The sequence below is a fragment of the Azospirillum palustre genome (assembly GCF_002573965.1).
Classification (GTDB): domain Bacteria; phylum Pseudomonadota; class Alphaproteobacteria; order Azospirillales; family Azospirillaceae; genus Azospirillum; species Azospirillum palustre.
In genome coordinates this window covers 536,821-562,206 of the sequence record NZ_PDKW01000042.1, presented here as the reverse complement: position 1 = coordinate 562,206, position 25,386 = coordinate 536,821, and the positions used below count along the sequence as shown (strand labels likewise).

The window sequence follows — 25,386 nt, the reverse complement described above, 5'->3', positions numbered from 1 at the left end:
TTGTCGCAAGCCCCTAAGCTCTGGTCGATGGCGAGCCCCAGGACCCCCCCATGCGTAAATCCTTCATTTCTGCTGCGGTCTTGCTTCCGCTGATCGCCTGGGGTGCGCAACCTGTGCTTGCGTCTCCGCGCGAAGACGTGATCTCCCTGATCGGCAAGGCGACGGAAACCCATGACCGGCTGAGGGGGGCGGAGGCTGCGGCGGAGTCCGCCCGCAACGCGCTGCGGATCAGCCATGGCGGCTGGTACCCGACGCTCAGCCTGTCCGCCAATGGCGGGCGGGAGACCACCAACAAGCCGGCAGGGCTTCCCAACACCGACCTGAACGCCAAGCAGCTGTCGGTGCGCGCGACCCAGCTGATCTGGGATTTCGACGCGACCAACGCCGACATCCGGCGGGCGCAGGTCTCCGTGGTCCGCGCCGACATCGCTGTGGAGCGCACCCGCCAGGAACTGCTGGTGGAAGGATTGAGCGCCTACGCCACCCTTGTCCGCGCCCACCGGCTGCTCGTCTTCTCCCGGCAGTCGGAAGACAACATCCGCCGGCAGACCGGCCTGGAAGAGGTCCGTCTTCAGGAGGGCTACGGCTTCACCACCGACGTTCTCCAGGCCAAGAGCCAGCTTGCCGGCGCCCAGGCCCGCCGTGTCGCGGCTGAAGAGGCGATGCAGACGGCCCTCAGCCGCTTCCAGGCCTATTTCGGCCATGTGCCCTTCCAGCTCGACGGCGCCGAAGTGCTGGCGATGACCAAGGCCGCGCTGCCGCAGTCGATGGATGCGGCGGTGGAGGAGGCGCGCCGCCACAACCCGCGCCTTCAGGAACTGGCCCTGACCACGGCCGCCGCCCAGGAGGCGGTGGCCTCGGTGCGCGGCCGCAACTTCTATCCGCGGGTGGAAGGCTATGTCGAGCGCAACATCAAAAGCGACGTCGCCGGCCAGCCGGGACGGCAGGACGAGCTGCTGTTCAAGCTGCAGGTCACCTTCTCGCTGAACACCGGCCTGACCGCGATCAACAGCGTCCGCCTCGCCGAGGCCGACCTGCGCGCCGCCGACGCCAACTGGGCCGACCAGGAGCGCACGGTTCTGGAAACCGTCCGCAACAGCTGGAACCGGCTGGAAAGCGCCCGCTCGCAGGTGCGGCTGCTGAACGATCAGGCCAGCCTCGCCGCCGGCTTCCTCGACGTGGCGCGGGCGGAACGCGAATTGGGCTCGCGGTCGCTCATCGACATCCTGTCGGGCGAGACGACGCTGATCAACGCGCGCAGCGATGCCGCCGCGGCGGAGACGGAGCTGGTTCTCGCCGGATACCGCCTGCTCGCCGCCATGGGGCGCCTGACTGCCTCCGACATCCAGACCAAGCCGATGCCGAAGCTGGCGGCGATGGGGCGCGGCCTGTTCGACGGCACCGGCAAGACCGAGCCGCCACCTCCCGCCAACCGAGACACCAAGCGCAAGCGCGGGAAGGGAGACCAGCAATGACCGGCGGCGCCATCGGACTGCTGCTCCTGCGGCTGCGCTCCAACCTGCGGCTGACGACCCGCGTCTTCGCGGCCTCGCTCGCGGCGAACCTGCTCGGCCTCGCCTCGTCCTTCTACACCATGCTGGTGCTGAACCGGTATGTGACGCACGGCGTCGATTCCACGCTGGCGGCGCTGACCGTCGGGGTGGTGCTGTCCATCGCCTTCGAACATCTGTTCCGCCATGTCCGCCTCGGCATCGCCGGCCGCATCGGCCGCGCCGAGCATGACCGTCTGGCGACCGGCGCCTTCGGCATCCTGCTGACCGCGCGCAGCGGCGCCGGCTCGGCCGAGGGCGACGCCGCCCGGCGCGAGGCGATGCGGGCGCCCGAGCAGATCGACGCGGCTCTCGGCTCCGCCAATCTGGCGACGCTGTTCGACCTGCCGTTCGCGCTGGGCTTCATCCTCGTGGTGGCGCTGGTCTCCTGGCCGCTGGCGGCGATCTGCGTGCTGTTCACCCTGCTGTCGATCGCCGCCGGCCTGCTGGCCCAGGCCGACATGCGGGCGGTCGGCCGCGATCTGGCCCAGGCCGGTGCCGATGCGCAGGGTCTCGTCACCTCCGCCATCGTCGGCCGCGACGCGGCGGCCCTGTTCGGCGGCGCCAAGCCGCTGCTCGGCGATTGGCAGCGCGCGGCGAAAACGCTCCGGGCCTTGCGCGAACGCATGTCGATGCGCCAGGGCCGCGCCCAGTCGATGGCGCAGAGCCTCCAGGCGCTCCAGGGCGTCGCGGTGATCGCCACCGGCGCCGTGCTGGTGGTGCGCGGCGAGCTGGATGTCGGGTCGCTGATCGGCGTCAACCTGCTGGTCGGCCGGGCGCTGGCCCCCTTCACCCGGCTGGCGCAGATCGGGGAATCGCTGGCGATGGCCCGGCAGGCGCAGAGCCGGCTGGAACAGTTCGCCCGCACGGCGGTGGAGCCGCCGACCGGCACCAGCCTGCCCCGCTATGGCGGCACGTTGGAGCTGCGCGACTTGACCTACACCCCGGCCGGGGCGGTCACCCCGCTGCTGCGCCGCCTGTCGCTGTCGGTGCCCGCCGGCAACATTCTGGTGCTGAAGGGACGGAACGGCTCGGGCAAATCGACGCTGATCCGCCTGATCGCCGGGCTTGCCGATCCGCAGGAAGGGGCCGTTCTGGCCGATGGCGTCGACATCCGCAAATTCGCACCCCTCTGGTGGCGCCAGCAGACCGGCTATCTGCCGCAGGAGCCCGTCTTCCTCAACCGGACCATCCGGGAAAATTTGCTGCTCGCCAACCCGCGCCTGTCGGAGACGGACTTGCAGGCCGTCCTGCACCGCGCCGGTGCCGAGCGCGCGGTGGCCGACTGCGCCCAGGGGCTCGACACGCCGCTGCGCAACTTCGGCCAGGAGCTGCCGGTCGGCCACCGGCGCCGGCTGGCGCTCGCCCGTGCGCTGGCGGTCGGCGGCCGGCTGATCCTGCTGGACGAGCCGACCGACGGTCTGGACGCCGAGGGCACCGCCGTCGTCTACCGCACGCTGATCGAACTGGCGCGCGCCGGCCACACGGTGGTCATCGCCTCGCACGATCCGCGCATCCTCCAGGGCGCCTCCCTGGTGCTCGACCTCGATCAGTCGCAGGATTTGGCCATGAGCCGTGACCCGGCCGGACTGGTGGCGTCATGAAGCCGCTTCCCCTGCTGACCCGCAAGCGGGCCGCCAGCCCCACCCTGCCCCCCGGCCTTTCCCCCAGCCTTAACCTGGGCGCGGCAGCAGCGGCACCGGCACTGCCCTTCGCCACCGCCACGGCGCCGGAGAGCGAAAGCCGTTTCGGCGACGGCCTGTTCGCCGTCAGCATCGCCGCCTTCCTCGCCGCGCTGGGCTGGGCCTCCATCGCCGAACTGAACGTCTCCAGCAGCGCGCCCGGCGACGTGGTGCCGCTGGCCTACAACCAGTCGGTCCAGCATTTCGAAGGCGGCATCGTCCGCGACATCCTGGTGCAGGAAGGCGATTCGGTGAAGGCAGGTCAGGTGCTGGTCGAACTGGACCAGACCAAGACCCGCGCCGATCTGGAAGAGCTGCGCCTGCGCCTCGGCTCGCTCTCCGCCGACATCGCCCGGCTGGAGGCCGAGGTCACGCGGCGCGACAGCATCGACTTTCCCGAGACGCTGACCCGCGAGCGGCCGGATCTGGTGGCGCAGACCCGCGACCTGTTCCGCGCCCGGCGCGACCGGCTGGCCTCCGACATCGACATCCAGCGCCAGGACATCGTCCAGCGCGAACAGCAGATGGCCGCCGTCCGCGCCCGCATCGCCGGCTCCCAGGCGGCGCAGGGGCTGATCCGCGAACAGCTGTCGATCAGCGAAAGCCTGCTGAAGCGCGAGATCACCAACCGCATGAAGCATCTGGAGCTTCTGCGCGACGACGCCCGCATCGCCGGCTCCATCGCCGAGGACCGCGCCACCCTGGCCCAGGCCGAAGCCGCCCTGGCGGAGGCGCGCAGCAAGCTGGTGTGGATCGGCCGCAAGTACGAGGAAGAGGGCCGCAACGCCCTGGACGAGGCCCGGCGCAACCACAACGAACTGTCGCAGCGCCTGACCCGCTATCAGGACAGCCTGGACCGCTCCAGCATGCGGGCACCGATGGACGGCATCGTCAAGACGCTGGCCGTCTCCACCAAGGGCGCCGTCGTCAAGGCCGGCGAGACGGTGGTGGAGCTGGTGCCGCGCGACGGCAATCTGGTGGTGGACGCCCGCCTGCCGGTGCAGGACATCGGCTATGTCCGCGCCGACCAGCCGGTGGTGGTGACGCTGGCCGGCAGCGACGCCTCGCGCTTCGGCCATATCGAGGGGCGGGTGCGGACGATCAGCCCCGACACGCTGCTCGATGCCAACAAGCAGTCCTACTACAAGGTCCGCGTCGAGCTGCCGGTGACGCGCTTCGACTATGGCGGCAAGACCTACGAGCTGTTCCCGGGCGTGCGGGTGACCTGCAGCATCCTGACCGGACGCCGCACGATCCTCGACTACGTCTTCTCGCCGGTCCTCAACGGCCTCCAGCATGCGATGCAGGAGCGGTGAGAATGGTCCGGCCGATGAATGGATCACTCCCTCTCCCCCCCGCTCACGCGCAAACGAAGTTTGCGCTGACGCGACAGGCGGACCTTCGGTCCGCCGAAAGCGGGGAGAGGGTCGGGGTGAGGGGGACGCACGGCGTGGCTTTACTGGCAATGCAGGCCGCCGCACCGCCCCATTACTCCACGCAATGCCTCCCCCTCACCCTAACCCTCTCCCCGGGGGGGAGAGGGGATAGTTTCCCTCTCCCGAGGATCACCCGATGCTGAGTTCGCTCCAGCCCCGTTCCCGGCAGCCGCTGCGCTGGTCGCACATGACCAAGAAGGCGCGCTTCGCCCTGATCCTGGCGGCGGCGATGCTGGTCACCGTTCTGGTGTCGCTGGTGGTGCGCGCCGGCTTCCTCGGCGAGCGCGCCGGGGAGCCGCTGGCGCTCGCCGTGGTGGGACCGCTGAGCGGACCGGACGCGGCGCTCGGGCTGGCTCTGCGCAAGGGTGCGGCGCTGCGGGCCGACACCATCAACGCGGCCGGCGGCATCGGCGGACGCCCGGTGGAGGTCAGGCCCTTCGACGACGAGGGCGACAAGGGCAAGTCGCTGGAGATCGCCCGGCGCATCGCCAACGATCCAGCAATCGTCGCGGTGGTCGGCCACACGCCGGACGCCACCGACAGCGCCGCCGCCATCTATGCGCAGAAGAAGATCCCGCTGATCGCACCGCGCCCGCTGGTCCGCCCGACGGACGGCACGCCCAGCCCGTGGCTGTTCAGCATCGGCTTCGACCGCACCCACGAAATCCGCTTCCTTGCCAACTATGTCCGCAACGTCGTCGGCGAGCCCACCGTCGCCATCATCCGCGAGGACAGCGAGCAGGCGGCGGCGCTTGCCGGCCAGTTCGACACCATCCTCCAGCGCTTCGGCACCAAGCTGGTCAACCAGTGGACCTACGCCCCCGGACGCGGCGGGGCCGGCGCCCTGCCGGCGCTGGCCCAGGCGGTGAAGGAGCGGATGCCGACCGGCGCCATCGTCGTCATCGGCTCGGCTGTGGACAGCGCCCGCGTGGTGGTCGCCTTGCGCGACGTCGGCGTGCGCAACCTGATCGCCGGCAGTTCGGAGATGGCGACCGCCGCCTTCCGCACCGAGATCGTCGCCCAGACCCAGGCGAACCCCAAGGCATTGACGCCGGAGGCCTACGGCCATGGCCTGCTGGTCGCCTCGCCGGTGCTGTTCGACACCGCGAACGAGCGGGCGCAACGCTTCTACGGCCAATATGTCAAGCGCTTCAACGCCGTGCCCGACTGGGCAGCGGCGCTGGGCGCCGACGGCGTCGACCTGATCGCCGGCGCCATCGCCGCGGCCCCCGCCGGCACCGGCAAGCCGGACGGGGACGCGTTGCGCCTTGCCATCGCCGGCCATGACCGTGCCGAGACCGCGGTCCAGTCGACTGCCGGAACCTGGACCTTCGACGCCCGCGGACAGGCGACCCTGCCGGTGATGATGGCGACCTACAACGGCCTGAACCCGGTGGCGGCGCTGACCCAGCTGCAGCCGATCCGCGAGGCCGGCGTCTCCAACTTCCTGGAGGAGGTGCAGCGCGGGCGGGCGCTCTACGTCAACGACCGCTTCATGTACAAGACGGACGTCATCTACACCGGCGTCCAGCTGCACGAGATCCGCGACCTCAATCCGGACGCCAACGAAGCGACGCTGAACCTGACCATCTGGTTCCGCTACCGCGGCGCCTTCAACCCGGCCGACGTCGTCTTCACCAACGCGGTCAAGCCGGTGGAACTCGGCAAGCCTTACCGCGAGGAACGCGGCGAGGTGACGACCTACGTTGCCTACCGGATCGAGGGGCGCTTCTCGCTGAACTTCTCCGACCAGCGGCCGCCCTACGGCAGCCATTCCGTCGGCGTCAGCTTCCGCCACCGGACGCAGAACCGCAACACGGTGATGTTCGTCACCGACGTGCTCGGCATGTCGCTGGTGAACACCAACGACTTCGTCGAAAAGCTGAAGGCGATGGCCGCGGCGGAGACCGCGTCGGCCGCCGACCTCAGCCTTGCCGACCGCTTCCGCCGGGCGCTGGAAGGGGAGAGCGAAAGCTCCACCCTGCTCGACCAGCTGCGCGCCAAGCGGGTGCTGGCCCCGTCGCCGGGCTGGCGGCTGTCGCGCGCCTGGATTTCCCAGGACGTCACCAGCGTCAGCAGCGAGGGCGATCCCAACTATGTCGGCTTCGGCCGGCCGCAGCCGGACTTCTCCCGCGTCGATTTCGGCGTGGTGGCGACGCCGGACGCGCCTGCGGCGCGCGACTTCATCCACCGCGACTTCTTCGTCTACATCGCCATCTTCAGCGCGGTGCTGGCGGTCTTCGCCGCCTTCATGGACCGGCGCGACCGCGGACAGTTCTGGAAGATCCAGACGCTGTTCATGCGCATCCTGTCCTGGCCGCTCCTGCTGATGTCGGCCGGCAACATCGCGCTGGACCAGGCGGTGGCGACGCTGCCGGCGAGCGGCATCGCCATGGTGGTGAACGGCATCGCCGTGCTGTGGTGGATCGTGCCGGCCATCCTGGTCGACCGCACGATGGAGCGCTTCGTCTGGACCCCGCTGGAGATCCGCACCCAGCGCCGCATCCCCGCCATCGTCCGCCGCTTCTCCACCCTGATCGTCTTCGGCTTCGCCGGCTGCGGCATCATCGCCTTCGTGCTGAAGCAGCCGATCACCAGCCTGCTGGCGGCCTCCGGCCTCGTCGGCATGGTCATCGGCCTCGCCATCCAGGCCAACATCGCCAACGTCTTCTCCGGCATCATCCTCAACATCGAGCGGCCGTTCCAGATCGGCGACAGCATCCAGATCACCGATGTCGTCCGCGGCGTCGTGGTCGACATGACATGGCGGACGGTGCGGGTGCGCAACGTCGCCGGCTTCATCGTCGCGATGCCGAACGCCAAGGTGTCGGAAGCCACCGTCGTCAATTTCAGCTCGGTCGAGCGCGTTTCGATGAAGCTGGAATATTTCGCCGATGCCAGCATCGACCCTGGCCACATGGGCGGCCTGCTGACCACGGCGCTGCGCGCCACCGACCGGGTGATGCCAAATGACAGCGGCGGATTGCCCTTCGTCCGCTATGACGGCTTCCGCGCCGTCAACGGCCAGTGGCTGTGCAAGTACAACCTGTTCTTCTGGGTCAAGGACCACGACGCCAGCTTCGCCGTGCCGGAACTGGTCTGGCGCTCGGTCTACCGGACGCTGGCCGACGCCGGCATCGACCCGACCCCGCCCGACCTGATGGAGGCGGGTGCCGCCGCCGCGGTCGTCACCGCAGCCATCCCGCACGCGACGGTTCCGGCATGAGCAGGAGCATCCCGATGACACGCCCCCTCCGCCGGCCCCTCCGCCGCTGCCTCGTCGCGACGATGCTGCTGCCGGTCCTGCTCGCCGGGTCGGCCTGTGCGCCTTTCGGCAGCGAAAAGTCCGCCGCGATCCTGGAGCGGGTGGCCGACGGCGAGTACGACGTCGGCATCCGCTACCCGTCCAAGCGCACCCGCTACGTCATGATCGTCGAGGAGGACGAGGAGTCCTTCGCCCTCGCCAACCGCCCCGTGACGGGCAGGACCGCTGACGGCACAACACCGGCTCCAACAGCCGAACCGGCCGCCCCGCAGCAGAACGACCGGGTGCTGACGCCCTGCACCGGGGCAGCGGGCAACTGGTACCGCCACACGCCGGCCGGCTATGTCTGCGCCGGCGGGGCGGGCGGCTGACCATGAAGCGTACGGCTCTCACAATCGCCCTGCTGCTCGCCGGCTGCGCCGCCGACGGGTCCATGCCGCGCGTCACGGATGGCGGGACGGATCCGGCGCCGATGCTCCGCATCGCTGCCGATGCCGAAGCCAACGGCCGGCGTCCGGTGGCCGTCGACGTGGTCCGGGTGGCCGACAGCGCCCTGGCGCGCCGGATCGTCTCGCTCGATGCCGCAGGCTGGTTCCGCGAGCGGGCGGCCCTGAACGGCGAGGCTGCCGGGCGGATCGCCATCGCGTCCTGGGAACTGGTGCCCGGCCAGAGCGTGATCCTCCGCAGCCTTCCCCCCTTTGCCGCCGCCCCCACCGCAACCATCGTCTTCGCGCGCTACGGCACGCCGGGGGTTCACCGCCAGTCGCTGGACGGCATGACCGCGTTCGACATCCGGCTGGGGCGCGATGGCTTCACCGTGGCTCCGCTGCCGAAGGACACCGCACCGTGACCGTCCGGCCCGCCCCCTCGCCCTCCGCACCTCCGGCAGCACCCGCCGCCGCCGGCACGGCACGCGCCGCCGGTCCGGGTGTCCTGGCCCTTTTCCGCGCCTTCCACGCCGACCTGCTGGCCGCCTGCGCGCAGGACCAGGCCCCTGCCGGGTCGGTCGCCGAACGGCTGGTGGCAATGCTCCACGGCATGAGCGCCTCGGCGACCGCCCAGGGTCCCGCCGCCCATGGCACGGTGGTGAAGGCGGCCTTCGCGATGGCGATGCTGGCGGACCGGGCGCTTGCCCAGGTGAAGCCGGCGGACGCCGTCGTCGCCGGCCGCCTGTTCGGTGCGAACGCCACCCTGCAAACCCTGTTCGTCCAGGCCGACGACCTGATCCGCCAGGGCGCCAAGGCCGACCGCGGGCTTGCCGCGGTTTATCTGGCGGCCCTGGCCCTCGGCTTCCCCGACGATGCCCAAGCGGCGGCGCGGCGCTCCCCGCTGCACCGGATCGTCACCGGCCGGGAGGGCGGAACCGAGCAGCCGCAGGCCGGCCTCGCCAGCCCGCGCGCCTACGATCCGCCGATGGGTGCGGTGGTCGGCGGCTTCCGCCCGTCGGCGCGGCGCTGGTGGGTGGCGGTCGGTGGCGTGGCGGCGCTGTTCCTGCTGGTGTCCCATCTGCTGTGGTCCACCGCCGTCAACGATCTCCAGCGTGACCTGCGCGGCGCCCGGTCCGCGGTCGAGGATATGGGGCAGTCATGGTCCTACTGATCCTGACGATTGAACTTGTGATCTCCAGCATCGGTTCGGCCATCGGCTGGATCCTGTCCTTCGTCTTCGCCTATCTGCCCTTCCTGCTGGCGGCCCTGCCGCTCTACATCCTCTATCGGGCGGCCCGGTCGGTCTGGCCGACGCTGCGCGCCCGGCTCCGCCGCCCGCGCAAGCCCGCCAAGGCCACGGCCCGTGCCAAGGCGCCGACGCGCAAGCCCATGCCGTCCTCGGCGCTCCATGTCCGGGCGGAGGCGCCGCCGCCGTCGAAGGCCGCCGCCGGCAAGCCGCCGCTGGCCCGCACCTACAATGAAGGGCTGGACATCCTGGCCCGGCAGATGCGCGGTCCCCTGCGGCGCGGCGACATTCCCTGGTTCCTCGCCTTCGGCGTGGGCGGCCCGGCGCTGCTCGCCACCGACCCGACCCATGTGCGCTGGCCGGAAGACGGCAGCACCGAGAACGGCTGCTGGTGGTTCTGCGAAGGGGCGGCGATCCTGCATGCCGGCGCCGATTCCGCCGACGGCACGAAACTGGACGCCGCTTGGCCGTCGCTGGTCGCGGCGATCCGCAAACGTCCGATGCGCCGGCCGCTGGACGGCATCCTGCTGTTGGTCGGCGCCGACGAGCTGCGCGCCGCGGCGGAACGCGAGGCACCGCGCCGGGCGCTGGCCAGGCGGGCGGAGTCCCTGCGCGCACGGCTGCGCTCGATCCGCGACGAGCTGGGCATGGTCTGCCCGGTGCATGTGGCGGTGGTGCGCGCGGAGTCCCTCGACGGCTTCGGCGACCTCTGCGCGACGATACCCGCGGCCATGCTGGACAGCGTGCTGGGATGGACCAGCCCGCATGACTGGCTGGCGCCCTTCGAACCCGCCCGTGTGGCGGAAGCCTTCGACGCCATCCAATCCGACCTCGCCCTGCTGGAGGCCGACGCGCTCGCCGGTGTGACCGCCGCCGGGACCGCCTGCGTGCGCCTGCCGCTTCTCCCGGCATCGCTGGAGACGCTGCGCCATCCGCTGGCGCTGTTCCTCGATGGCGCACTGGGTGGCGCGCTGGGCGGAGACGAAGCTTCCGAGCCCTTCCCGCTGCGCGGCATAGCCCTGACCGGCGCCTGTGCCACCGCGACGGGGGGACGCCGCCCGGCCTTCGCCCGCGACCTGCTGCCCGGCCGCGCCTTCGCCGAGCCCGGCTATGGGCGCCCGTCGGAAGCCGCCTTCCTGCAAGGCCGCCGGCAGCGCCGGATCGCGCAGGCCGCGCTGGCCGCCTCCGTGGCGGTCCTGTCGGTCGCCGCCTGGCAGGGCTTCGCCGGCGTATCGGCCGGAAGCGCTGCGGTGGCGGCACCGGTTGCCGACCTGCGGCGGGCGCTGCTGTCACGCGACGCCCTGGCGGATGGTGCGATGGTCGGCCCGATGGTCGGCCGCGTGATCGCCGCCACCGCCGTGATGGAGCGCGACCGGCTGGCGACGCCGTTGCTGCCGACCTCGCTGTTCAGCGGAGTCGACGAGGACAAGCGGCGGCTCGCGTCTGTCACCCTGCGCCGGGCGGTGCTGCGGCCGATCCGCGACGCCCTGCTGCCCAGTTCGGCCCTGACCGACCTGCCTCCGGTCACCAATCCCCGGCGCGTCGAGGATCTGCCGGCTTTCCGCCGGCTGGCCGCCCAGCTGGACCGCATCGGCGGCCGGCGCGGTGCGCTGGAGCGCTACGACCGCTTCCGCCGCAACAGCGGGTTCGACGAGTTGCTGGCGCTGGCCGAAAGCGTCTATGACGCCGTGCCGCGCCCGCCCATCGCGGCGACCGACGGCTTCATCACGCGCATCGCCGCCGGGGCCGACCTTCCCAACCTGGATGCCAGGACCATCGCGGTCGCCCTGCGGGCGGAATCGGTGCAGCTCGCCGCTCCGCTGGCCGAGGAACTCTACAGCCGCAATCCCCTGCGTCTGCGGGCACAGGCCTTGGCCGACCGGCTGCGCGACCTGCCGCAATCGCCGAGCGAAGAGGATGTCGCGGACCTCGGCCGGCTGGCCGATGCCGTCACCGAGGCCGCCGGCTGGCCGATTGCCGCCGCCTTGCAGGATCCCGCGCGCGGCTTGCCGGATTCCGTCAAGCTGGCGCTCCAGAAGGCGGCGATGGCCGAGCTTCCCGGCCGCGACACCACCGACCGCATCACCGAGGCGCTGTCCACCGCGGCCACTGCGGCGCGTGCCGCCGTCCTGGCGCTCGATACCCCGTCGGCCGGACGCCTGCTGAACAGTGGCGAAGGTGGCGCACTGTCCCTGAACCCTGCGGTCGCCGCCCTGCCGTCGCAACTGGTCGCTGCCGTGGCGGTCAAGCCCAAGGACGAGCCGCCGCCGGCCAAAGCCGCCGCTTCCGAAAGCAAGCCCGCGGCCCCCGCGCCGGCTCCCGAGCCCGTACCCGTTCCCGCACCCGTTGCCGCGCCGACCAAACAGGTTGCGGTCGCCAGCCCGCCGCCTGCGCCCTACGAGGCTCCCCCGCCGGCCCGGCTGCCGCCGCTGCCGCCATTGCCGACCCTTCCAATCCTTCCCGCGGAGCCTGCGGCGCTTGCCCCGTCTGCGCCGCCTGCGCCCGAGGCGGCGGTGACGAGGCTCGATGCCGTGTTCTCCCAATCGCTGGCCGGACGCTTCCCCTTCGTCCGCCCGGATCTCGCCCGCGGGGCGCCAGATGCCGATCCCAAGGACGTGCGCCGCTTCTACGAGCAGCTCGACGAGAACCGGGCGGCCGTCATGAAGACGGCGACGCCTGAAGTCGCGGCCTTCCTCGAGAAAATGGAGGCGGTGCGTCCCCTGTTCGACGCGATCTCCCGTTCGGCACCGGTCAGTGTCCGTTTCAGCCACGGCACCAACCGGGCGCAGGAGCTGGGGGCGGAGCACATCATCGACTGGTCGGTACGGTCGGGGACCAGTGCCGTCGGCGCCTCCGCCAGTTCCGACGCTCTGGTCTGGAAGACGGGGCAACCGCTGCTCCTCAGCTTCCGCTGGGCCGCCGGTTCGCCCTATCGGCCGAAGAACGCCATGGCCAGCGAAGCGGAGGCGGCGGTCGGCGATACGCTGACGCTGGTCGAACGCGGTCCCTGGGCATTGCTGCGGCTGTTGAAGGGGCGGTCAGCCTCCACCAGCGGCGACGGCGCCCTGCTGCGCATCGTCCTGCCGACCCAGACCATCGGCGGCGAGCCGGTGCGCGATACGGTTCTGTTCATGACGGCGTCCATTGCCGCCGGGTCACGATCCGCCCTGCCGGCGAAGGCCTTGGACCTGCCGTCGCGTTTCCCTTCAAGGTAGAGCAAAACGTTGGTTGCAAGAAACGCTAATGACATCTTTGGTCACATATCGCAACAAGCCGCTCCATGTTCCTGGAAAATTTCCAGTAACCCCAACAGTGACTTAATATGTTTTTAATCAATAAAACCGTATCAACAGACTATCTGATACAGATCTGAGGCAGATATTTTCTGCCAAGCTTACGATCTAATCATCATTAGGTAATTTCCTTGCTGCCATGGGCAGCCAACGCCTTTCGTTTGTCAATCGCCGTGACTGCAATTGACGATCGGCCGCCGCCTTCCACCGGAGGGCTTGACCGAGCGGCGCCGACCGGACGGAAACGTGTGGTTGACGCCGTGGCTTCCACCGCAGATCAACTCTTCCCGACCCGAGAAAGGCTTCGGATCATGGTAGACCGTAAGAAGCGCGCCCAGGACCTGATCAAGTATCACAGCTACGCCTCGGGCGCCTTCGGGCTGATCCCCGTTCCGGGCGCCGACGTCGCCGCCGTCAGCGCGGCGCAGCTGAACCTCGTCCACAAGCTCGCCAAGCTCTATGGAGTCGAGTTCGCGCAGGAGCGGACCCGCGCCATCGTCGGCGCCCTGCTGGGCGGCGTCATGCCGGGGGCTCTCAGCTCCAGCGTCCTGGGCTCCGCCGTCAAGGCCGTCCCCTTCATCGGCACCGCGCTCGGCGTGGCGGTGATGCCGGCGCTGTCGCTGGCGGCGACCCGGGCCCTGGGCCAGGTGTTCGCCCAGCATTTCGAGACCGGCGGCACGCTGCTGGATTTCGACATCGATGCGATGCGCGACTATTTCCGCAAGGAGTTCGAGGCCGCCAAGGGTGAGGCCGCCGCCGATGCTCCGGCCGCCGCACCGCAGATGGACGAGCAGCCGGTCCAGAAGGCCGGCTGACGCCTGAACGCCGGGCAAAGAAGGAAGCATCGCCGTGTTCGAGCTGATCTATATCGGTCTCTGCCTGCTGGTCGGGTTTCTGGGGATCGGCCGCCGCGGCGGCTTCCTGCTTTACGCCTTCCTGGCGGTGGTTCTGACGCCGCCCGGCGCTCTCCTCGTCATGATCCTGCTCACCGGCCGCCGCAAGAAGCCGGCCAAGGCGTGACCGCAGCCATGACCATGCTCCCCCGCAACGCACTTCGGCGACTGCCGGCACTGCTGCCGGTCCTGCTGGCGCTGCTCGTGCTGTGCACTCCGGCCCGCGCCGAATATTGGACCGTCGCGTCGGAGGACCATTTCCCGCCCTACAATTACTCCTTCAACGGCAACCGCACCGGCATCGACACCGAGATCGTCAACGCGCTGCTGAAGGAGCTGAACGTCACCCCGGTCCATCGTCCGCTGTCCTGGACGGAGGTGGTCCAGTCGATGGACGAGAACAGCGCGGACATCGGCTTCCAGTTCATCGCGTCGCCGACCCGCTTCGCGCAGTACAACATGATCGGCCCGTTCCGCACCGGCACGACCGTGTTCATGGTGCGCAAGGACTCCGCCATCACCTTCGACCGGCTGGAGGATCTGACCTCCTACCGCATCGGCGTGGTCGACGGCTTCTCCTACGCCGCCGACTTCGACGCGGCGACATATTTGGAGAAGGTGGCGTCGAGCAGCAACGTGGTCAATTTCCGCCGCCTGATCCTCGGCCGGGTGGACGTGATCGTCGGCGACCTGCATGTGCTGAACTACATGGCCAAGCAGGACGGCCGGCTTAAGGACGTGCGCGTTCTGCCCAAGCCGGTCGGGCTGATCCCCCGCTACATCGCCCTGCCCAAGGCGCGCAAGGAGAAGGCGGAACGGCTGCAGGCCGCCTTCGTCAAGCTGCGCGACAACGGAACCATTACCCGCATTCTCGACGGCTGGCTGGCGGAGTGACCGGACGATGGGCAAGCGCACCTCCTCTTCCAACCGACCCCCTCCCAGCCGGCCGCCGTCCTCGCTGCTGCCGCTGATCGGCCTTGCCGACCGCAGCATCCTGACCCGGCTGGTCGTCACCGGCTGCGTCGCCGCGACCGCCAACCTCATCAGCCTGATGAGCCTCAGCGCGGAACTGAGCGGCTGGATGCGCGGCGAGGTGCTGGACACCCCCTTCCTGATCTTCTGCCTGTCGCTGCTGGTGTCCTACGCGTTTGCCAAGCGCTTCGTCTCCCTGACGCTGACGACCGCCTTCAGCGCGCTGGCCGAGGTGCGGCGGCGCTTCCTCCGCCACGTCACGCTGGGCGGCCACGCCGACATCCTGGATTTGCAGGCCAAGCGGTCCTTCGATCTCGGCAACCACCATCTGGAGCGCATCGCCGCATTGCTGCCCAACCTGTCCATCGCCGCCAACATGATGCTGGTGGCGGCGGTCGCCTACCTCTACCTGTGGACCCTGTCCACCGTCGGCGCCACGCTGCTGCTGGTGGCCGCGCTGCTGGTCGGCGGCTGGTACGTGCGCGAGGCGCAGCGGACCCGCTCGCTGCTCAGCGACGCCAAGGAGTCCGAGCTTCGGATGCTCCAGGGCTTTTCCGAGCTGGTCGGCGGCAATGCCGAGGTCAAGCTGGGCAAGGCGCGCCGCGACGAGCTGTCCCAGGCGGTGGAGGCCGACGTCGCCCGCTGGGAGGAGCTGAAGCGCCGCCACGGCCGCAATCTGGGCGAGCTGTTCTCCTGGATCGCGACGATCATCATCGGCTTCTCGGCGGTCTTCGTCTTCATCTTCCCGCGCATGGGCGCGATGTCGGTGTCGGAACTTCCGCTGGTGACCTCGGTCATCCTGTTCCTGGCCCGGCCGCTGTCGAAGTTCCTCAACGCCGTTCCCGACTATGTGGCGGCGGAGGATGCGGCGGCGCAGCTGACGGCCCTGCTCGGCACCATGCCGGCCCTGGAATACGCGCCGTCGCGCACCGCCCGCGCCCCACGCCGTTTCTCCAGCATCGAGCTGCGCGGCGTCAGCTTCGCCTACCGCGCCGGCCTACGGCCGGAGCCCTTCGTGATCGGTCCCATCGACCTGACCATCCCGGCGGGCAGCGTGGTCGGCATCGTCGGCTCCAACGGGTCGGGCAAGTCCACCCTGCTGCGCGTCATCCCGCTGCTGTTCCGCCCCGACGAGGGGCAGGTGCTGCTCGACGGGCAGCCGGTGGAGACCGACCGGCTGGAGGCCTACCGCGACCTGTTCTGCGCCGTGTTCCAGGACCATCACCTGTTCACCCGGCTGCCGCAGGGGCCCGGCTTCGATGCCGAGCTGTTCCGCGAGATGCTGGCCTATCTGAAGATCGACCATCTGGTTCCGGACACCGGCAACGGTCTGCTGAACCGCGACCTGTCGAAGGGGCAGCGCCGGCGCGTCGCCCTGGCGGTGGCGGTGGCGGAAGGCCGGCCGGTCGTCATCCTCGACGAATGGACATCCGACCAGGATGCCGAATTCCGCACCCGCTTCACCAACGAGATCATCGGCAAGCTGCGGGCCCTCGGCCGCACCGTGATCTTCGTGTCGCACGACGGCGACGTCTCGTCGGTCTGCGACGTCATCATCCGGATGACCAACGGCCGGATGACGAATGACCGGATGACGAACACCGAAACAATCGACGGGGCAACGGACATGCCGGCCGCGACGGCCGCGTCCCGCCCCGACATGGGGTCCGCTTCGGCCCCCGCCATGGCTTGCTTGCAGGAGACCGCGTGATATGGCTGACCAAGCCTTCACCATCGACGATGCCGATGCGCTGCCGAAGCCGAAGTCGCGCCTGCGTGCGCTGCTGGCCCACTGGTACGACGAACACCGCCGCTCCCTGCTGTGCACGCTGCTGGTCGGCATCCTGATCTTCCTCTATTTCGCCCCGTCCATCGTCGTCTTCATCCCCGCCGGCCATGGCGGCGTGCTGTGGAAGCGTTTCCACGAAGGCACCCAGATGGGTCCGGCGCTCGCCGAAGGCGTGCATGTCATCTTCCCCTGGGACAAGATCGAGGTCTACGACCTGCGCCTGCAGGAGGACACCCGCTCCTATACGGCCATCGCCAACGACGGCCTGAACGTCAGCATCGAGATCACGGTGCGCTACCGCCCCTATGCGGAGATGCTGGCCGCCCTGCACAAGAATGTCGGCCCGCGGTATCTGGAAGTCCTGCTGGTGCCGGAGGTCGGCTCCGTCTCGCGCGAGATCGTGTCGCGCTTCAAGGCGGACGAACTCTATGCTCACCGCCGCCTGCGGGTGCAGACCGAGACCTACGAGCAGGTCGCCGACCGCGTGATGTACGCCCAGTTGATCGGCGCCGAGAATGTGCCGAAGCCGGACGGGCGGACCAAGACCGGCTATCTGCTGATCCAGGACATCCTGATCCGCAACGTCGCCCTGCCCGAAGCGATTATGGCGTCGATCGAACGCAAGATTCAGCAGGACCAGGCGGCGCAGGAATACCAGTTCCGCCTCCAGCGCGAACTGTTCGAAAGCCAGCGCAAGCAGCTGGAAGGCCAGGGCATCCGCGCCTTCCAGGAAACCGTGCAGGCCAACCTGACCGAGAATTACCTGCGCTGGCGCGGCATCGAGGCGACGCTGGAGCTGGCCCATTCGCCCAACGCCAAGATCGTCGTCATCGGCAACGCCGCCAGCGGCGGGCTTCCGCTGATCCTCGACGCCGCCTCCAACCAGAACCCCCTGCCGGCTCCCGGTGCCACCGCCGCCGCGCCGGGCGCGCCGCCGGCCTCGCCGAACGCCAAGCTGACCTCGGTGCCCACCAGCACCGCCGTGCCGCCGGTCTCGCAGCTGCCGTCGCTGAGCGGAGAGGGAACGCCGGGCCAGACCCCCGTCGGCCAGATGCCGAGCCTGAACACCGGCGGCGGCGAATCGGCTCCCGCGACCGGACATCCGACGGCCGCCGCTCCGGCTCCGGCCGCCAAGCCGGAACCCGCGAAGGACGGCGCCAAGACCGCGGCCTCGGCGCCGATCCTGTCGAAGGTGTCGCCGTCCAAGCTCCTCGACATGATCCAGTCGAAGTGAGGCGGCGATGGATCTATGGCGCATTCTGAGACGCGAGGCGCTGCGCAATATGCAGCCGCTGCTGCTGCTGGCGGTGCTGGCGGCGGCGCTCAACCTCGCCCTGCTGACCTCGCTGAACGACGCCCTGCTGGTGCTGGACGACCCGGAAGGGCTGCAGCGTCTGCTGATCGTCTTCCTGCTGTCGGCCTTCCTATGGCGGATCGCCCAGGGCTGGATGATGAACGCGGCGTCCAAGCGCATGCAGGCAGCACTCGCAGTCCTGCGCGTCGACCTGCTGCGCCGGGCCGTGGCCGCCGACCTGCCGGACGCGATGGCTGTCGGCCCCTCCCGCCTCGCCCAGGTGGCGGGAGGGGAGTTGCAGATGCTGGCCCAGGCGGTTCCGACGCTGGTCATCAGCTTCCAGTCGGTTGCCGCAATCGTGCTGTGCCTGCTGTATCTCTCCACCCTGTCGGGTGCGGCGGTGCTGATCGTGCTCTGCTTCCTGGTGGTCGGCGGCATCCTGATCGGACGCTCCGTCATCCGGCTGGAACTGATGTCGGAGACGATCCACGAGGCCGAAGGCGCCCTGGCGGAACGGTCCGACCACATCCTGCAGACCCTGCGCGAATGCAAGCTGAACCGCCGCCGGGCCGCCAACGCGCTGGCCGACGCGACCTCCTGCGCCGAAGCCCTGCGCAAGGAACGCCACCGCTTCGGCGCGGAGTACAGCCATTACTTCACCATCAGCGAGCTGACCTATTACGCCGCACTGGCCGGGATCATCTTCCTGCTGCCGGCGGTGACCAGCACCGACATCGCCACGGTCATCCTGGCCGGCCATGCCGCCGCCTTCATCGCCTATCCGGTCATCACCATCGTCGCTTCCTACCCCTCCTACATCAGCGCCGAGACCGCCGCCCGCTCCTATCTGGCGGTGGAAGCGGAGCTGAAGGCGGCGCCGCAGGCGGTCGCTCCGGGCCGCGGCAGCGGCATGGACGATCCCTTCTCCACCATCGCGCTGGAGGGTGCCACCTTCCGCCATGCCGGGCGGGACGGCACGGGCTCCTTCACCGTCGGCCCGGTGGACATGACGGTCGAGCGCGGCAGCGTCGTCTTCATCACCGGCCACAACGGTGCCGGCAAGAGCACGCTGATCCACATGCTGCTGGGCCTCTATCCGATCCAGCGCGGCAGCCTGTCGGTGGATGGCGTGACGGTCGGACCGGACGGCCTCGCCGCCCACCGCGACCGCTTCGCGGTGGTCTTCTCCGACAGCCATGTCACCCGCCAGCTCTATGGCGCGACGACGCTCGACGACGGCTTCGCCGAAGAGCTTCTCGACCTGCTGGAGATGTCCGACAAGGTCGCCATCGACGGCCGCGCCTTCACCACCGTCGATCTGTCGCAGGGCCAGAAGAAGCGGCTCGCCCTGATCGCCGCGCTGCTGGAGCGCAAGCCGGTGCTGGTGCTGGACGAGTGGGCGGCCGACCAGTCGCCCTATTTCCGGCGCAAGTTCTACCGCGAGATCATCCCCTGGATGAAGGCGCGCGGCATCACCGTGATCGCGGTGACCCACGACGACGCCTATTTCGACGCGGCCGACGTGCAGTTGCAGGTCGACCGCGGCGGCATCCGCCAGCTCATCGCCACGGCTCCCACGGGCGGCATTCCCGCCCCCGACCTTCTTCCCGTCTCTTCCTGAGACGGGTCCACCCCTCCCCTGCCCCCATCACCCAGACGCGAGACAGAGGCACACCATGATCCTTCTCACCGGCGGCACAGGCTTCCTCGGCGGCTCCTTCTACCTAGACGCCGTGCAGAACGGGACCGCGGCGGACTGCCTGCTGCTGATCCGCGGCGCCGACGAGGCCGCCTGCCGCGCCCGTCTCGCCTCCAACCTCGCGCGCTGCGTCGACCGTGCCACGGCCGATGCCTATGCCGGCCTGTGCCAGATCCTGCCGGGCGACCTGCAATCGCTGGCGACCAGCACCGACCCGCGGCTGGACGCGGTGACCCACATCGTCCATGTCGCCGCCGACACCTCCTTCGACAGCCGCCATTCGGTCTGGCAGATCAACGTCGACGGCACGCTGGCGCTCGCCGCCCGCGCCCGCCGGATGAAGCATCTCCAGCGCTTCCTGCACATCGGCACCGCCTTCTGCTGCGGCGAGACGCCGTGGCTGGAGATGGTCAGCGAGGCCCCGGCCCCCGGCCACGACACGCCGCACATCGTCGAGTACACCCGCAGCAAGGCCGCGGCCGAGCGCGCTCTGGCCGCCGGCTTCCCCGACCTGCCGATCGTCGTCTGCCGCCCGTCCATCGTCGTCGGCCACACCCAGCTGGGCGTGCGTCCCAGCGCCAGCATCTTCTGGTTCTTCCGTCTGGTCGACCGCACCGGCATCCTGCCCTGCTCGCCCGACGGCTTCATCGACATCGTCCCCGTCGACTGGGCGTCGGCCCGCCTGCACGACCTGCTGCGCAAGCCCGACCTGAAGCACAACCTCTACCACATCTCCGCCGGCCTCGGCAGCCGGACGACCTGGGCCGATTTCGAGGAAGCCTTCGCCAGCCACGGCCATGAGGGCACCCGCCCCTACAGCTTCTTCGACCCGAAGGGTCCGGAGGGGTGGAAGCCCTTCGACCGCGCCTATCGCCTGGCATTCCCGCAGCGCGACATCCTGCACCGGACGATGGCCGCCGGCGGCCGCAAGTACCACCGCTTCACCGCCCAGGACATCGCCTTCGACAACAGCCGCCTGCTGGCCGAAGGCTTCGCCCCGCCGCCGCGCTTCGCCGACTATATCGGCGTCTGCCTGCAGCAGCCGCGCACGACCGTCGAGGAGCAGTTCGTCGACGACGCCGCCAGCTTCGAGTTCGACGAATCGCTGGCTCCCGCCAACGCCGCCGCCTGACGCATCGACAGGTCGTCCGGGAAAAGAAACGCCATGCCGCTGCTCATCCCCACCCGCCTCGCCTCCAGCCCGATCCACGGGCTGGGTCTCTTCGCCGAGGAGCCGGTCGCGGCCGGCGTGCCGGTGTGGCGGTTCGATGCCCGCATCGACCGCCTCTTCGCCCCCGACGACGCGCTGCTTGACGAGTTCCCCCAGTTGTCCCGGCTGGTGGATTTCCATGGCTGCGTGATCGACGGGGTCGGCGTCCTGCTGCCCGGCGACGACGCCCGCTTCCTCAACCACGACGACGAGCCGTCCATCGGCCGGGCCGACCCCGGCGACTGGCGGGTCTTCGTCACCCGCCGCGCCATCGCCGTGGGCGAGGAGATCACCTGCAACTACGAGGACATTTGCGCCGATGTCCGCGACGCGGGTGCGGCCAGCTATCTGTCGGCCAGCGATTTGCCCGCCAGCGATTTGCCCGGAACGCCGGCATGACGCCGCGCGCGTCGCATCATCCCCTGGTGACCAGCATCGTCGAACCCGCCGCCCTGACTCCTGAGCGGCGGGCGGTGATGTTCGCCCTGCTCAGCGTCTGGTTCGAAGGGTACGGCGAGGAGTATTTCAACGAGGAGCTGGGCGACCTCGACCACTGCGTCCTGCAGGAGGATCCGGCTACCGGCGAGCTGGTCGGCTTCGCGACGGTCTATCGCCAGGAAACGGAGATCGCCGGCACCGCTGTCGGCGCCTTCCACACCGCCCACTGCATCCTGGAACGGCGCTTCTGGGGGTCGAACGGGCTGGTGCGCGCCATGGTCGCCGAAATGGTCGGGCGGGCGCGCGCCGACCGGTCGGGGCGGCTCTGGTACTGGAGCTACAGCGCCGTCGGCTACCGCTCCTACCGCTACATGCCGATGCTGTTCATCCGCCACACGCCCAACGCGGACCGGACGCCCGACGACCTCGACCGGGGCTTGCGCGACCATATCGGCCGCGAATGCTTCGCGCACTACTACGATCCCGGCACGGGGACGGTGGACTGGAAATGGCAGGGCTACGGCCTGACGGAGGAAGCCCGCGCCATCAGCGAAGCCAAGCTCGACAGCCCGGCGGTCGCCCAGTTCCGCCACCTCAACCCGCGCTGGGCCGACAGCGTCGAAATCCTCTGCCTTGCCCGCCTGACCGACGACAACCTCACCCCGTTCGGCCGCCGCTGGTTCCCCATTGACCAGACGGCCTGACGCCTGCCGCCCTTTCCCGGAATGACCATCCCGATGCGCCCGATGTCCTCTCTCTTCATTCTCCGCACCGCAGCCCTGGCCGGCACAGCCGTCATCGCACTTCAGGCCGCCCCGGCCCTTGCAGAGGCCGAGTTCAGCCTGACCATCGGCGGCGACGCCTATTTCCAGGGCGCCTATGTCAGCCAGAAGCAGGACAGCGGGCTGCGCTCGACAGAGTTTTCCAACCGCCTGCGCCTGACCGTCACCCCGTCGGCCACCACCGACAACGGGCTGACCTACGGCGCCCGGCTGCGTCTGGTCTCCGGCAACGGCGACCCTTCGGTGTCGAGCCGGACGGTGGAGAACGACCGCGCCTTCCTCTTCGCCAACGGGTCCTTCGGCACCATCCAGGCCGGCGTCATCAACGGGCTGTCGGACGAATACGGCATGATCGGCCCCAACACGGAGGGCATCGCCGGCAGCCCGGACAGCAACGGCATCCTGTTCCTCCACGGCTCGTCCACCTATGCCGCCCTGCCGCTGGCCGCGACCAGCCTGCGCACGCTGGTGTCCTACGACACCGGGACCAAGTTCATCTACATCAGCCCCAGCTTCGGCGGTTTGCAGGCCGCGGTGTCCTACACCCCGCGCACCGGCGATTCCAACACCTCGATCAACCGCCGCAAGGTGGATACGCTCGGCGATGCGCTCGCCTTCCGCGACGTGGTCGAAGCGGGTGCCGCCTTCCAGAACAGCTTCGGCGACGTGACGGTCGAGGCAAGCGCCTTCTACCAGACCGGCAAGGCGGTGCGGCAGAGCGACGGCATCGCCAGCCAGTCCTTCGAGGATCTGAACTCGGTCCATGTCGGTGCCAATGTCGGCTACGGGCCGGCGAAGGTCGGCGTCAGCTATGCCTACAGCGGCGACAGCGGCTATGCCAAGGGAACCGCGCAGACGCGCGACCAGCAGAACCTGATCGTCGGCGCCCAATACACCAGCGGCCCGCTGCTGTTCGCCGCCAACTACATGCGCGCGCTGGGCAACGACATGGCGACCATGACGACGCCGGCCAAGGCCGATGTCTGGCAGGGCGGCGTCACCTGGACCGTCGCCCCCGGCCTGACCACCGGGCTTGAGTATGATTATGTCCGCTCGACCCTGTCGGGCGCTGCGGCCAGCGGCGGCGACCTGACCGACCGCGCGCACATCCTGATGCTGGACACCCGTCTGGCGTTCTAAAACTGCGATCGGTTCAAGCGGAATCGCTTGAAGCGTGAATCGCACGAAAAACCAGAAGACTTGAGTCTGTCTGGTGCTTCAATAAGCATCAGACACACTCTAAGGGTCCGGACAAGCGCACCCTGGCGGGCCGGCCCGACGGCGATCTGGCGGAGGTGCCGCGCTTCGCCGTCGATGCCCCGCTGCCGGCGCCGCACGCGCTGCTGACGCTGGCCGGGGCGCCGGTTGGAGGCAGGGACCGTCTGGATCGACACCCCTCTCGATTTCGGCCCGACCATCCCCTTCGGCGGCGCCAGGCAGTCCGGCCTGGGTGTCGAGTTCGCCGAGGAAGGGGCTGGCCGAAGTCATCCAGCTCACAATCATCAACTGGGCCATCAACCGGGTCATCGACTGGGCCAACTAGCCGAACGGGGAATCGACAGACCGCCTCCGCGCGGGTTCAGTAGGGGGACCGCACCGCTCCCACCGGGGGCGGTGCCCATAAAGGACCGCCGGTCCAGAAATCATGGTCCAGAAATCATCCGGGGAAGGAAAGCAGCCTTGAGCACCGACACCACGTCGCTGACCCAGAGCTATGTTCACGGGACGGGCAGCACCCCGCTGCTGGGTGAGACCATCGGCGCGCATCTCGACCGCATGGCGGCGCTGTCCCCCGACCGGCCTGCCCTGATCGTCCGGCACCAGAGCGTCCGCTGGACCTATGCGGAGTTCAAGCGCACCGTCGACCGGATGGCGGCGGGGCTGGTGGCGCTGGGGCTGAAACCGGGCGAGCGCATCGGCATCTGGTCGCAGAACAACGCCGAATGGGTGGTGACCCAGTTCGCCACCGCCAAGGCCGGCCTGATCCTGGTCAACATCAACCCGGCCTACCGCCTGCACGAGCTGGAATACGCCATCAACAAGGTCGGCTGCGCCGCCCTGATCCTGTCGCCGTCCTTCAAGTCCAGCAACTATCTCGGCATGATGGCCAAGCTGGCGCCGGAACTGGCGCAGGCGAATGCGGACAAGCCCCTGTCGCTGCAACGGCTGCCGACCTTGCGCCACCTGATCCGCCTGGGGGCGGAGAAGACGCCGGGCATGCTGAATTTCGACGATCTGCCGGCGCTGGCCCGCCCGGCCGACGTGGCGGAGCTGGGACGGCTGGCCGGCATCCTGCAATTCGACGATCCGGTGAACATCCAGTTCACCAGCGGCACCACCGGCAGCCCGAAGGGCGCCACGCTGACCCACCACAACATCCTGAACAACGGCTTTTCCGTCGGCGAGGCGATGCGCCTGACCGAACAGGACCGGCTGTGCATCCCGGTCCCCTTCTATCACTGCTTCGGCATGGTGCTGGGCAACCTCGCCTGCGTCACCCACCGGGCCTGCATGGTGATCCCGGGCGAGGGTTTCGACCCCGTCGCCGTGCTGGGCGCGGTTCAGGAGGAGCGCTGCACCGGGCTGCACGGCGTGCCGACCATGTTCATCGCCCTGCTCGACCATCCCGACTTCCCGCGCTACGACCTGTCGAGCCTGCGCACCGGCATCATGGCCGGCTCGCCCTGCCCGATCGAGGTGATGAAGCGCGTGGTCTCCGAGATGAACCAGCGGGAGATCACCATCGCCTACGGCATGACCGAAACCAGTCCGGTCAGCTTCCAAAGCTCCACCGACGACCCGCTCGAACGGCGCGTCTCCACCGTCGGGCGCATCCAGCCGCATCTGGAGGTGAAGATCGTCGACGCGGAGGGCCGCATCGTCCCGCCGGGCACGCCGGGCGAACTGCTGACCCGCGGCTATTCGGTGATGCGCGGCTATTGGGGCGACGCCGAGCAGACCGCCAGGGCCATCGACGAAGCCGGCTGGATGCACACCGGCGACCTCGCCACCATCGACGGGGAGGGCTACTGCAACATCGTCGGCCGGCTGAAGGATCTGGTGATCCGCGGCGGCGAGAACATCTATCCCCGCGAGGTGGAGGAGTTCCTCTACACCCACCCCGACATCGCCGACGTGCAGGTGTTCGGCATTCCCGACCAGCAGTACGGCGAACAGCTCTGCGCCTGGATCCGGCCGAAGCCGGGAACGGCGCTCACCGAGCAGCAGGTGACCGCCTTCTGCCAGGGCAGCATCGCCCATTACAAGATCCCGAAATACATCCGCTTCGTCGAAGAGTTCCCGATGACCGTCACCGGCAAGATCCAGAAATTCGTCATGCGCCAGACCATGATCGAGGAGCTGAACCTGTCCCAGGACCGCACCGCCTGACGAAGCCGGCCCCGGCCGG

Annotated in this window: 19 protein-coding genes; all 19 read left to right on the top strand. The window is 69.3% G+C overall.

Annotated features, from left to right (window positions below; genetic code table 11):
- The first annotated feature begins 113 nt into the window (after positions 1-113).
- The 19 genes from CRT60_RS20095 to CRT60_RS20005 all read left to right on the top strand — a co-directional run bounded on the left by CRT60_RS20095 (position 114) and on the right by CRT60_RS20005 (position 25,367).
- Positions 114-1,475 (top strand): TolC family protein, encoded by a 1,362-nt coding sequence (locus tag CRT60_RS20095; protein WP_244592647.1) that lies wholly within the window; start codon positions 114-116, stop codon positions 1,473-1,475.
- Positions 1,472-3,154 (top strand): ATP-binding cassette domain-containing protein, encoded by a 1,683-nt coding sequence (locus tag CRT60_RS20090; RefSeq protein ID WP_098738297.1) that lies wholly within the window; start codon positions 1,472-1,474, stop codon positions 3,152-3,154. The genes CRT60_RS20095 and CRT60_RS20090 overlap by 4 nt, the downstream gene beginning before the upstream one ends.
- On the top strand, positions 3,151-4,548 hold the full coding sequence (locus CRT60_RS20085; RefSeq protein WP_098738296.1) for an HlyD family type I secretion periplasmic adaptor subunit: 1,398 nt from the start codon (positions 3,151-3,153) through the stop codon (positions 4,546-4,548). The genes CRT60_RS20090 and CRT60_RS20085 overlap by 4 nt, the downstream gene beginning before the upstream one ends.
- A gap of 256 nt (positions 4,549-4,804) precedes the next feature.
- Positions 4,805-7,894: an ABC transporter substrate-binding protein gene (locus CRT60_RS20075; protein ID WP_098738294.1), complete on the top strand. Its 3,090-nt coding sequence runs from the start codon at positions 4,805-4,807 to the stop codon at positions 7,892-7,894.
- A 14-nt stretch (positions 7,895-7,908) separates the two neighbouring features.
- On the top strand, positions 7,909-8,304 hold the full coding sequence (locus CRT60_RS36495; protein WP_098738293.1) for a hypothetical protein: 396 nt from the start codon (positions 7,909-7,911) through the stop codon (positions 8,302-8,304).
- Positions 8,305-8,306: 2 nt separating this feature from the next.
- The gene (locus CRT60_RS36255; RefSeq protein ID WP_098738292.1) at positions 8,307-8,783 is read left to right on the top strand and encodes a hypothetical protein; all 477 of its coding nucleotides are present in this window, start codon (positions 8,307-8,309) and stop codon (positions 8,781-8,783) included.
- Entirely contained in the window at positions 8,780-9,532 is a 753-nt protein-coding gene (locus tag CRT60_RS36250) for a DotU family type IV/VI secretion system protein (protein ID WP_098738291.1), read from the top strand. The genes CRT60_RS36255 and CRT60_RS36250 overlap by 4 nt, the downstream gene beginning before the upstream one ends.
- Positions 9,520-12,822 (top strand): type VI secretion system protein, encoded by a 3,303-nt coding sequence (locus CRT60_RS20055; protein WP_244592646.1) that lies wholly within the window; start codon positions 9,520-9,522, stop codon positions 12,820-12,822. The genes CRT60_RS36250 and CRT60_RS20055 overlap by 13 nt, the downstream gene beginning before the upstream one ends.
- Positions 12,823-13,211: 389 nt before the next feature.
- Positions 13,212-13,715 carry a YcjF family protein gene (locus CRT60_RS20050; protein WP_098738290.1) on the top strand — a complete coding sequence of 168 codons (504 nt, stop codon included), beginning with the start codon at positions 13,212-13,214 and terminating at the stop codon, positions 13,713-13,715.
- 34 nt (positions 13,716-13,749) lie between these two features.
- On the top strand, positions 13,750-13,920 hold the full coding sequence (locus CRT60_RS36490; RefSeq protein ID WP_167421769.1) for a hypothetical protein: 171 nt from the start codon (positions 13,750-13,752) through the stop codon (positions 13,918-13,920).
- A gap of 8 nt (positions 13,921-13,928) precedes the next feature.
- Positions 13,929-14,687, top strand: a complete 759-nt coding sequence (locus tag CRT60_RS20045; protein WP_244592645.1) for a substrate-binding periplasmic protein — start codon at positions 13,929-13,931, stop codon at positions 14,685-14,687.
- Between the two features lie 7 nt (positions 14,688-14,694).
- Positions 14,695-16,476 carry an ATP-binding cassette domain-containing protein gene (locus CRT60_RS20040; protein ID WP_098738288.1) on the top strand — a complete coding sequence of 594 codons (1,782 nt, stop codon included), beginning with the start codon at positions 14,695-14,697 and terminating at the stop codon, positions 16,474-16,476.
- A 1-nt stretch (position 16,477) separates the two neighbouring features.
- Positions 16,478-17,788: a prohibitin family protein gene (locus tag CRT60_RS20035; RefSeq protein ID WP_098738287.1), complete on the top strand. Its 1,311-nt coding sequence runs from the start codon at positions 16,478-16,480 to the stop codon at positions 17,786-17,788.
- A 7-nt stretch (positions 17,789-17,795) separates the two neighbouring features.
- Positions 17,796-19,469, top strand: coding sequence for an ATP-binding cassette domain-containing protein (locus tag CRT60_RS20030; RefSeq protein WP_098738286.1), 1,674 nt, complete (start codon positions 17,796-17,798; stop codon positions 19,467-19,469).
- A 55-nt stretch (positions 19,470-19,524) separates the two neighbouring features.
- On the top strand, positions 19,525-20,679 hold the full coding sequence (locus CRT60_RS20025; RefSeq protein ID WP_098738285.1) for an SDR family oxidoreductase: 1,155 nt from the start codon (positions 19,525-19,527) through the stop codon (positions 20,677-20,679).
- 33 nt (positions 20,680-20,712) lie between these two features.
- Positions 20,713-21,156, top strand: coding sequence for an SET domain-containing protein (locus tag CRT60_RS20020; RefSeq protein WP_098738284.1), 444 nt, complete (start codon positions 20,713-20,715; stop codon positions 21,154-21,156).
- Positions 21,153-21,899 carry a hypothetical protein gene (locus CRT60_RS20015; protein WP_193548448.1) on the top strand — a complete coding sequence of 249 codons (747 nt, stop codon included), beginning with the start codon at positions 21,153-21,155 and terminating at the stop codon, positions 21,897-21,899. Before CRT60_RS20020 ends, CRT60_RS20015 begins: the two co-directional genes overlap by 4 nt.
- Positions 21,900-21,941: 42 nt before the next feature.
- The gene (locus CRT60_RS20010; protein ID WP_098738757.1) at positions 21,942-23,117 is read left to right on the top strand and encodes a porin; all 1,176 of its coding nucleotides are present in this window, start codon (positions 21,942-21,944) and stop codon (positions 23,115-23,117) included.
- 540 nt (positions 23,118-23,657) lie between these two features.
- Complete coding sequence (locus CRT60_RS20005) at positions 23,658-25,367, top strand: AMP-binding protein (protein ID WP_244592644.1); 1,710 nt, start codon at positions 23,658-23,660, stop codon at positions 25,365-25,367.
- The last annotated feature ends 19 nt before the right edge of the window (positions 25,368-25,386 follow it).

What these genes read in the sequence shown, in the direction of transcription:
- CRT60_RS20030 (WP_098738286.1), top strand. Translation starts at nt 17,796, where the DNA reads ATGGATCTATGGCGCATTCTGAGACGCGAGGCGCTGCGCAATATGCAG.
- CRT60_RS20055 (WP_244592646.1), top strand. Translation starts at nt 9,520, where the DNA reads ATGGTCCTACTGATCCTGACGATTGAACTTGTGATCTCCAGCATCGGT.
- CRT60_RS36255 (WP_098738292.1), top strand. Translation starts at nt 8,307, where the DNA reads ATGAAGCGTACGGCTCTCACAATCGCCCTGCTGCTCGCCGGCTGCGCC.
- CRT60_RS20090 (WP_098738297.1), top strand. Translation starts at nt 1,472, where the DNA reads ATGACCGGCGGCGCCATCGGACTGCTGCTCCTGCGGCTGCGCTCCAAC.
- CRT60_RS20075 (WP_098738294.1), top strand. Translation starts at nt 4,805, where the DNA reads ATGCTGAGTTCGCTCCAGCCCCGTTCCCGGCAGCCGCTGCGCTGGTCG.
- CRT60_RS20035 (WP_098738287.1), top strand. Translation starts at nt 16,478, where the DNA reads ATGGCTGACCAAGCCTTCACCATCGACGATGCCGATGCGCTGCCGAAG.
- CRT60_RS20010 (WP_098738757.1), top strand. Translation starts at nt 21,942, where the DNA reads ATGTCCTCTCTCTTCATTCTCCGCACCGCAGCCCTGGCCGGCACAGCC.
- CRT60_RS20015 (WP_193548448.1), top strand. Translation starts at nt 21,153, where the DNA reads ATGACGCCGCGCGCGTCGCATCATCCCCTGGTGACCAGCATCGTCGAA.
- CRT60_RS20085 (WP_098738296.1), top strand. Translation starts at nt 3,151, where the DNA reads ATGAAGCCGCTTCCCCTGCTGACCCGCAAGCGGGCCGCCAGCCCCACC.
- CRT60_RS20020 (WP_098738284.1), top strand. Translation starts at nt 20,713, where the DNA reads ATGCCGCTGCTCATCCCCACCCGCCTCGCCTCCAGCCCGATCCACGGG.
- CRT60_RS20040 (WP_098738288.1), top strand. Translation starts at nt 14,695, where the DNA reads ATGGGCAAGCGCACCTCCTCTTCCAACCGACCCCCTCCCAGCCGGCCG.
- CRT60_RS20025 (WP_098738285.1), top strand. Translation starts at nt 19,525, where the DNA reads ATGATCCTTCTCACCGGCGGCACAGGCTTCCTCGGCGGCTCCTTCTAC.
- CRT60_RS20050 (WP_098738290.1), top strand. Translation starts at nt 13,212, where the DNA reads ATGGTAGACCGTAAGAAGCGCGCCCAGGACCTGATCAAGTATCACAGC.
- CRT60_RS20045 (WP_244592645.1), top strand. Translation starts at nt 13,929, where the DNA reads ATGACCATGCTCCCCCGCAACGCACTTCGGCGACTGCCGGCACTGCTG.
- CRT60_RS36495 (WP_098738293.1), top strand. Translation starts at nt 7,909, where the DNA reads ATGACACGCCCCCTCCGCCGGCCCCTCCGCCGCTGCCTCGTCGCGACG.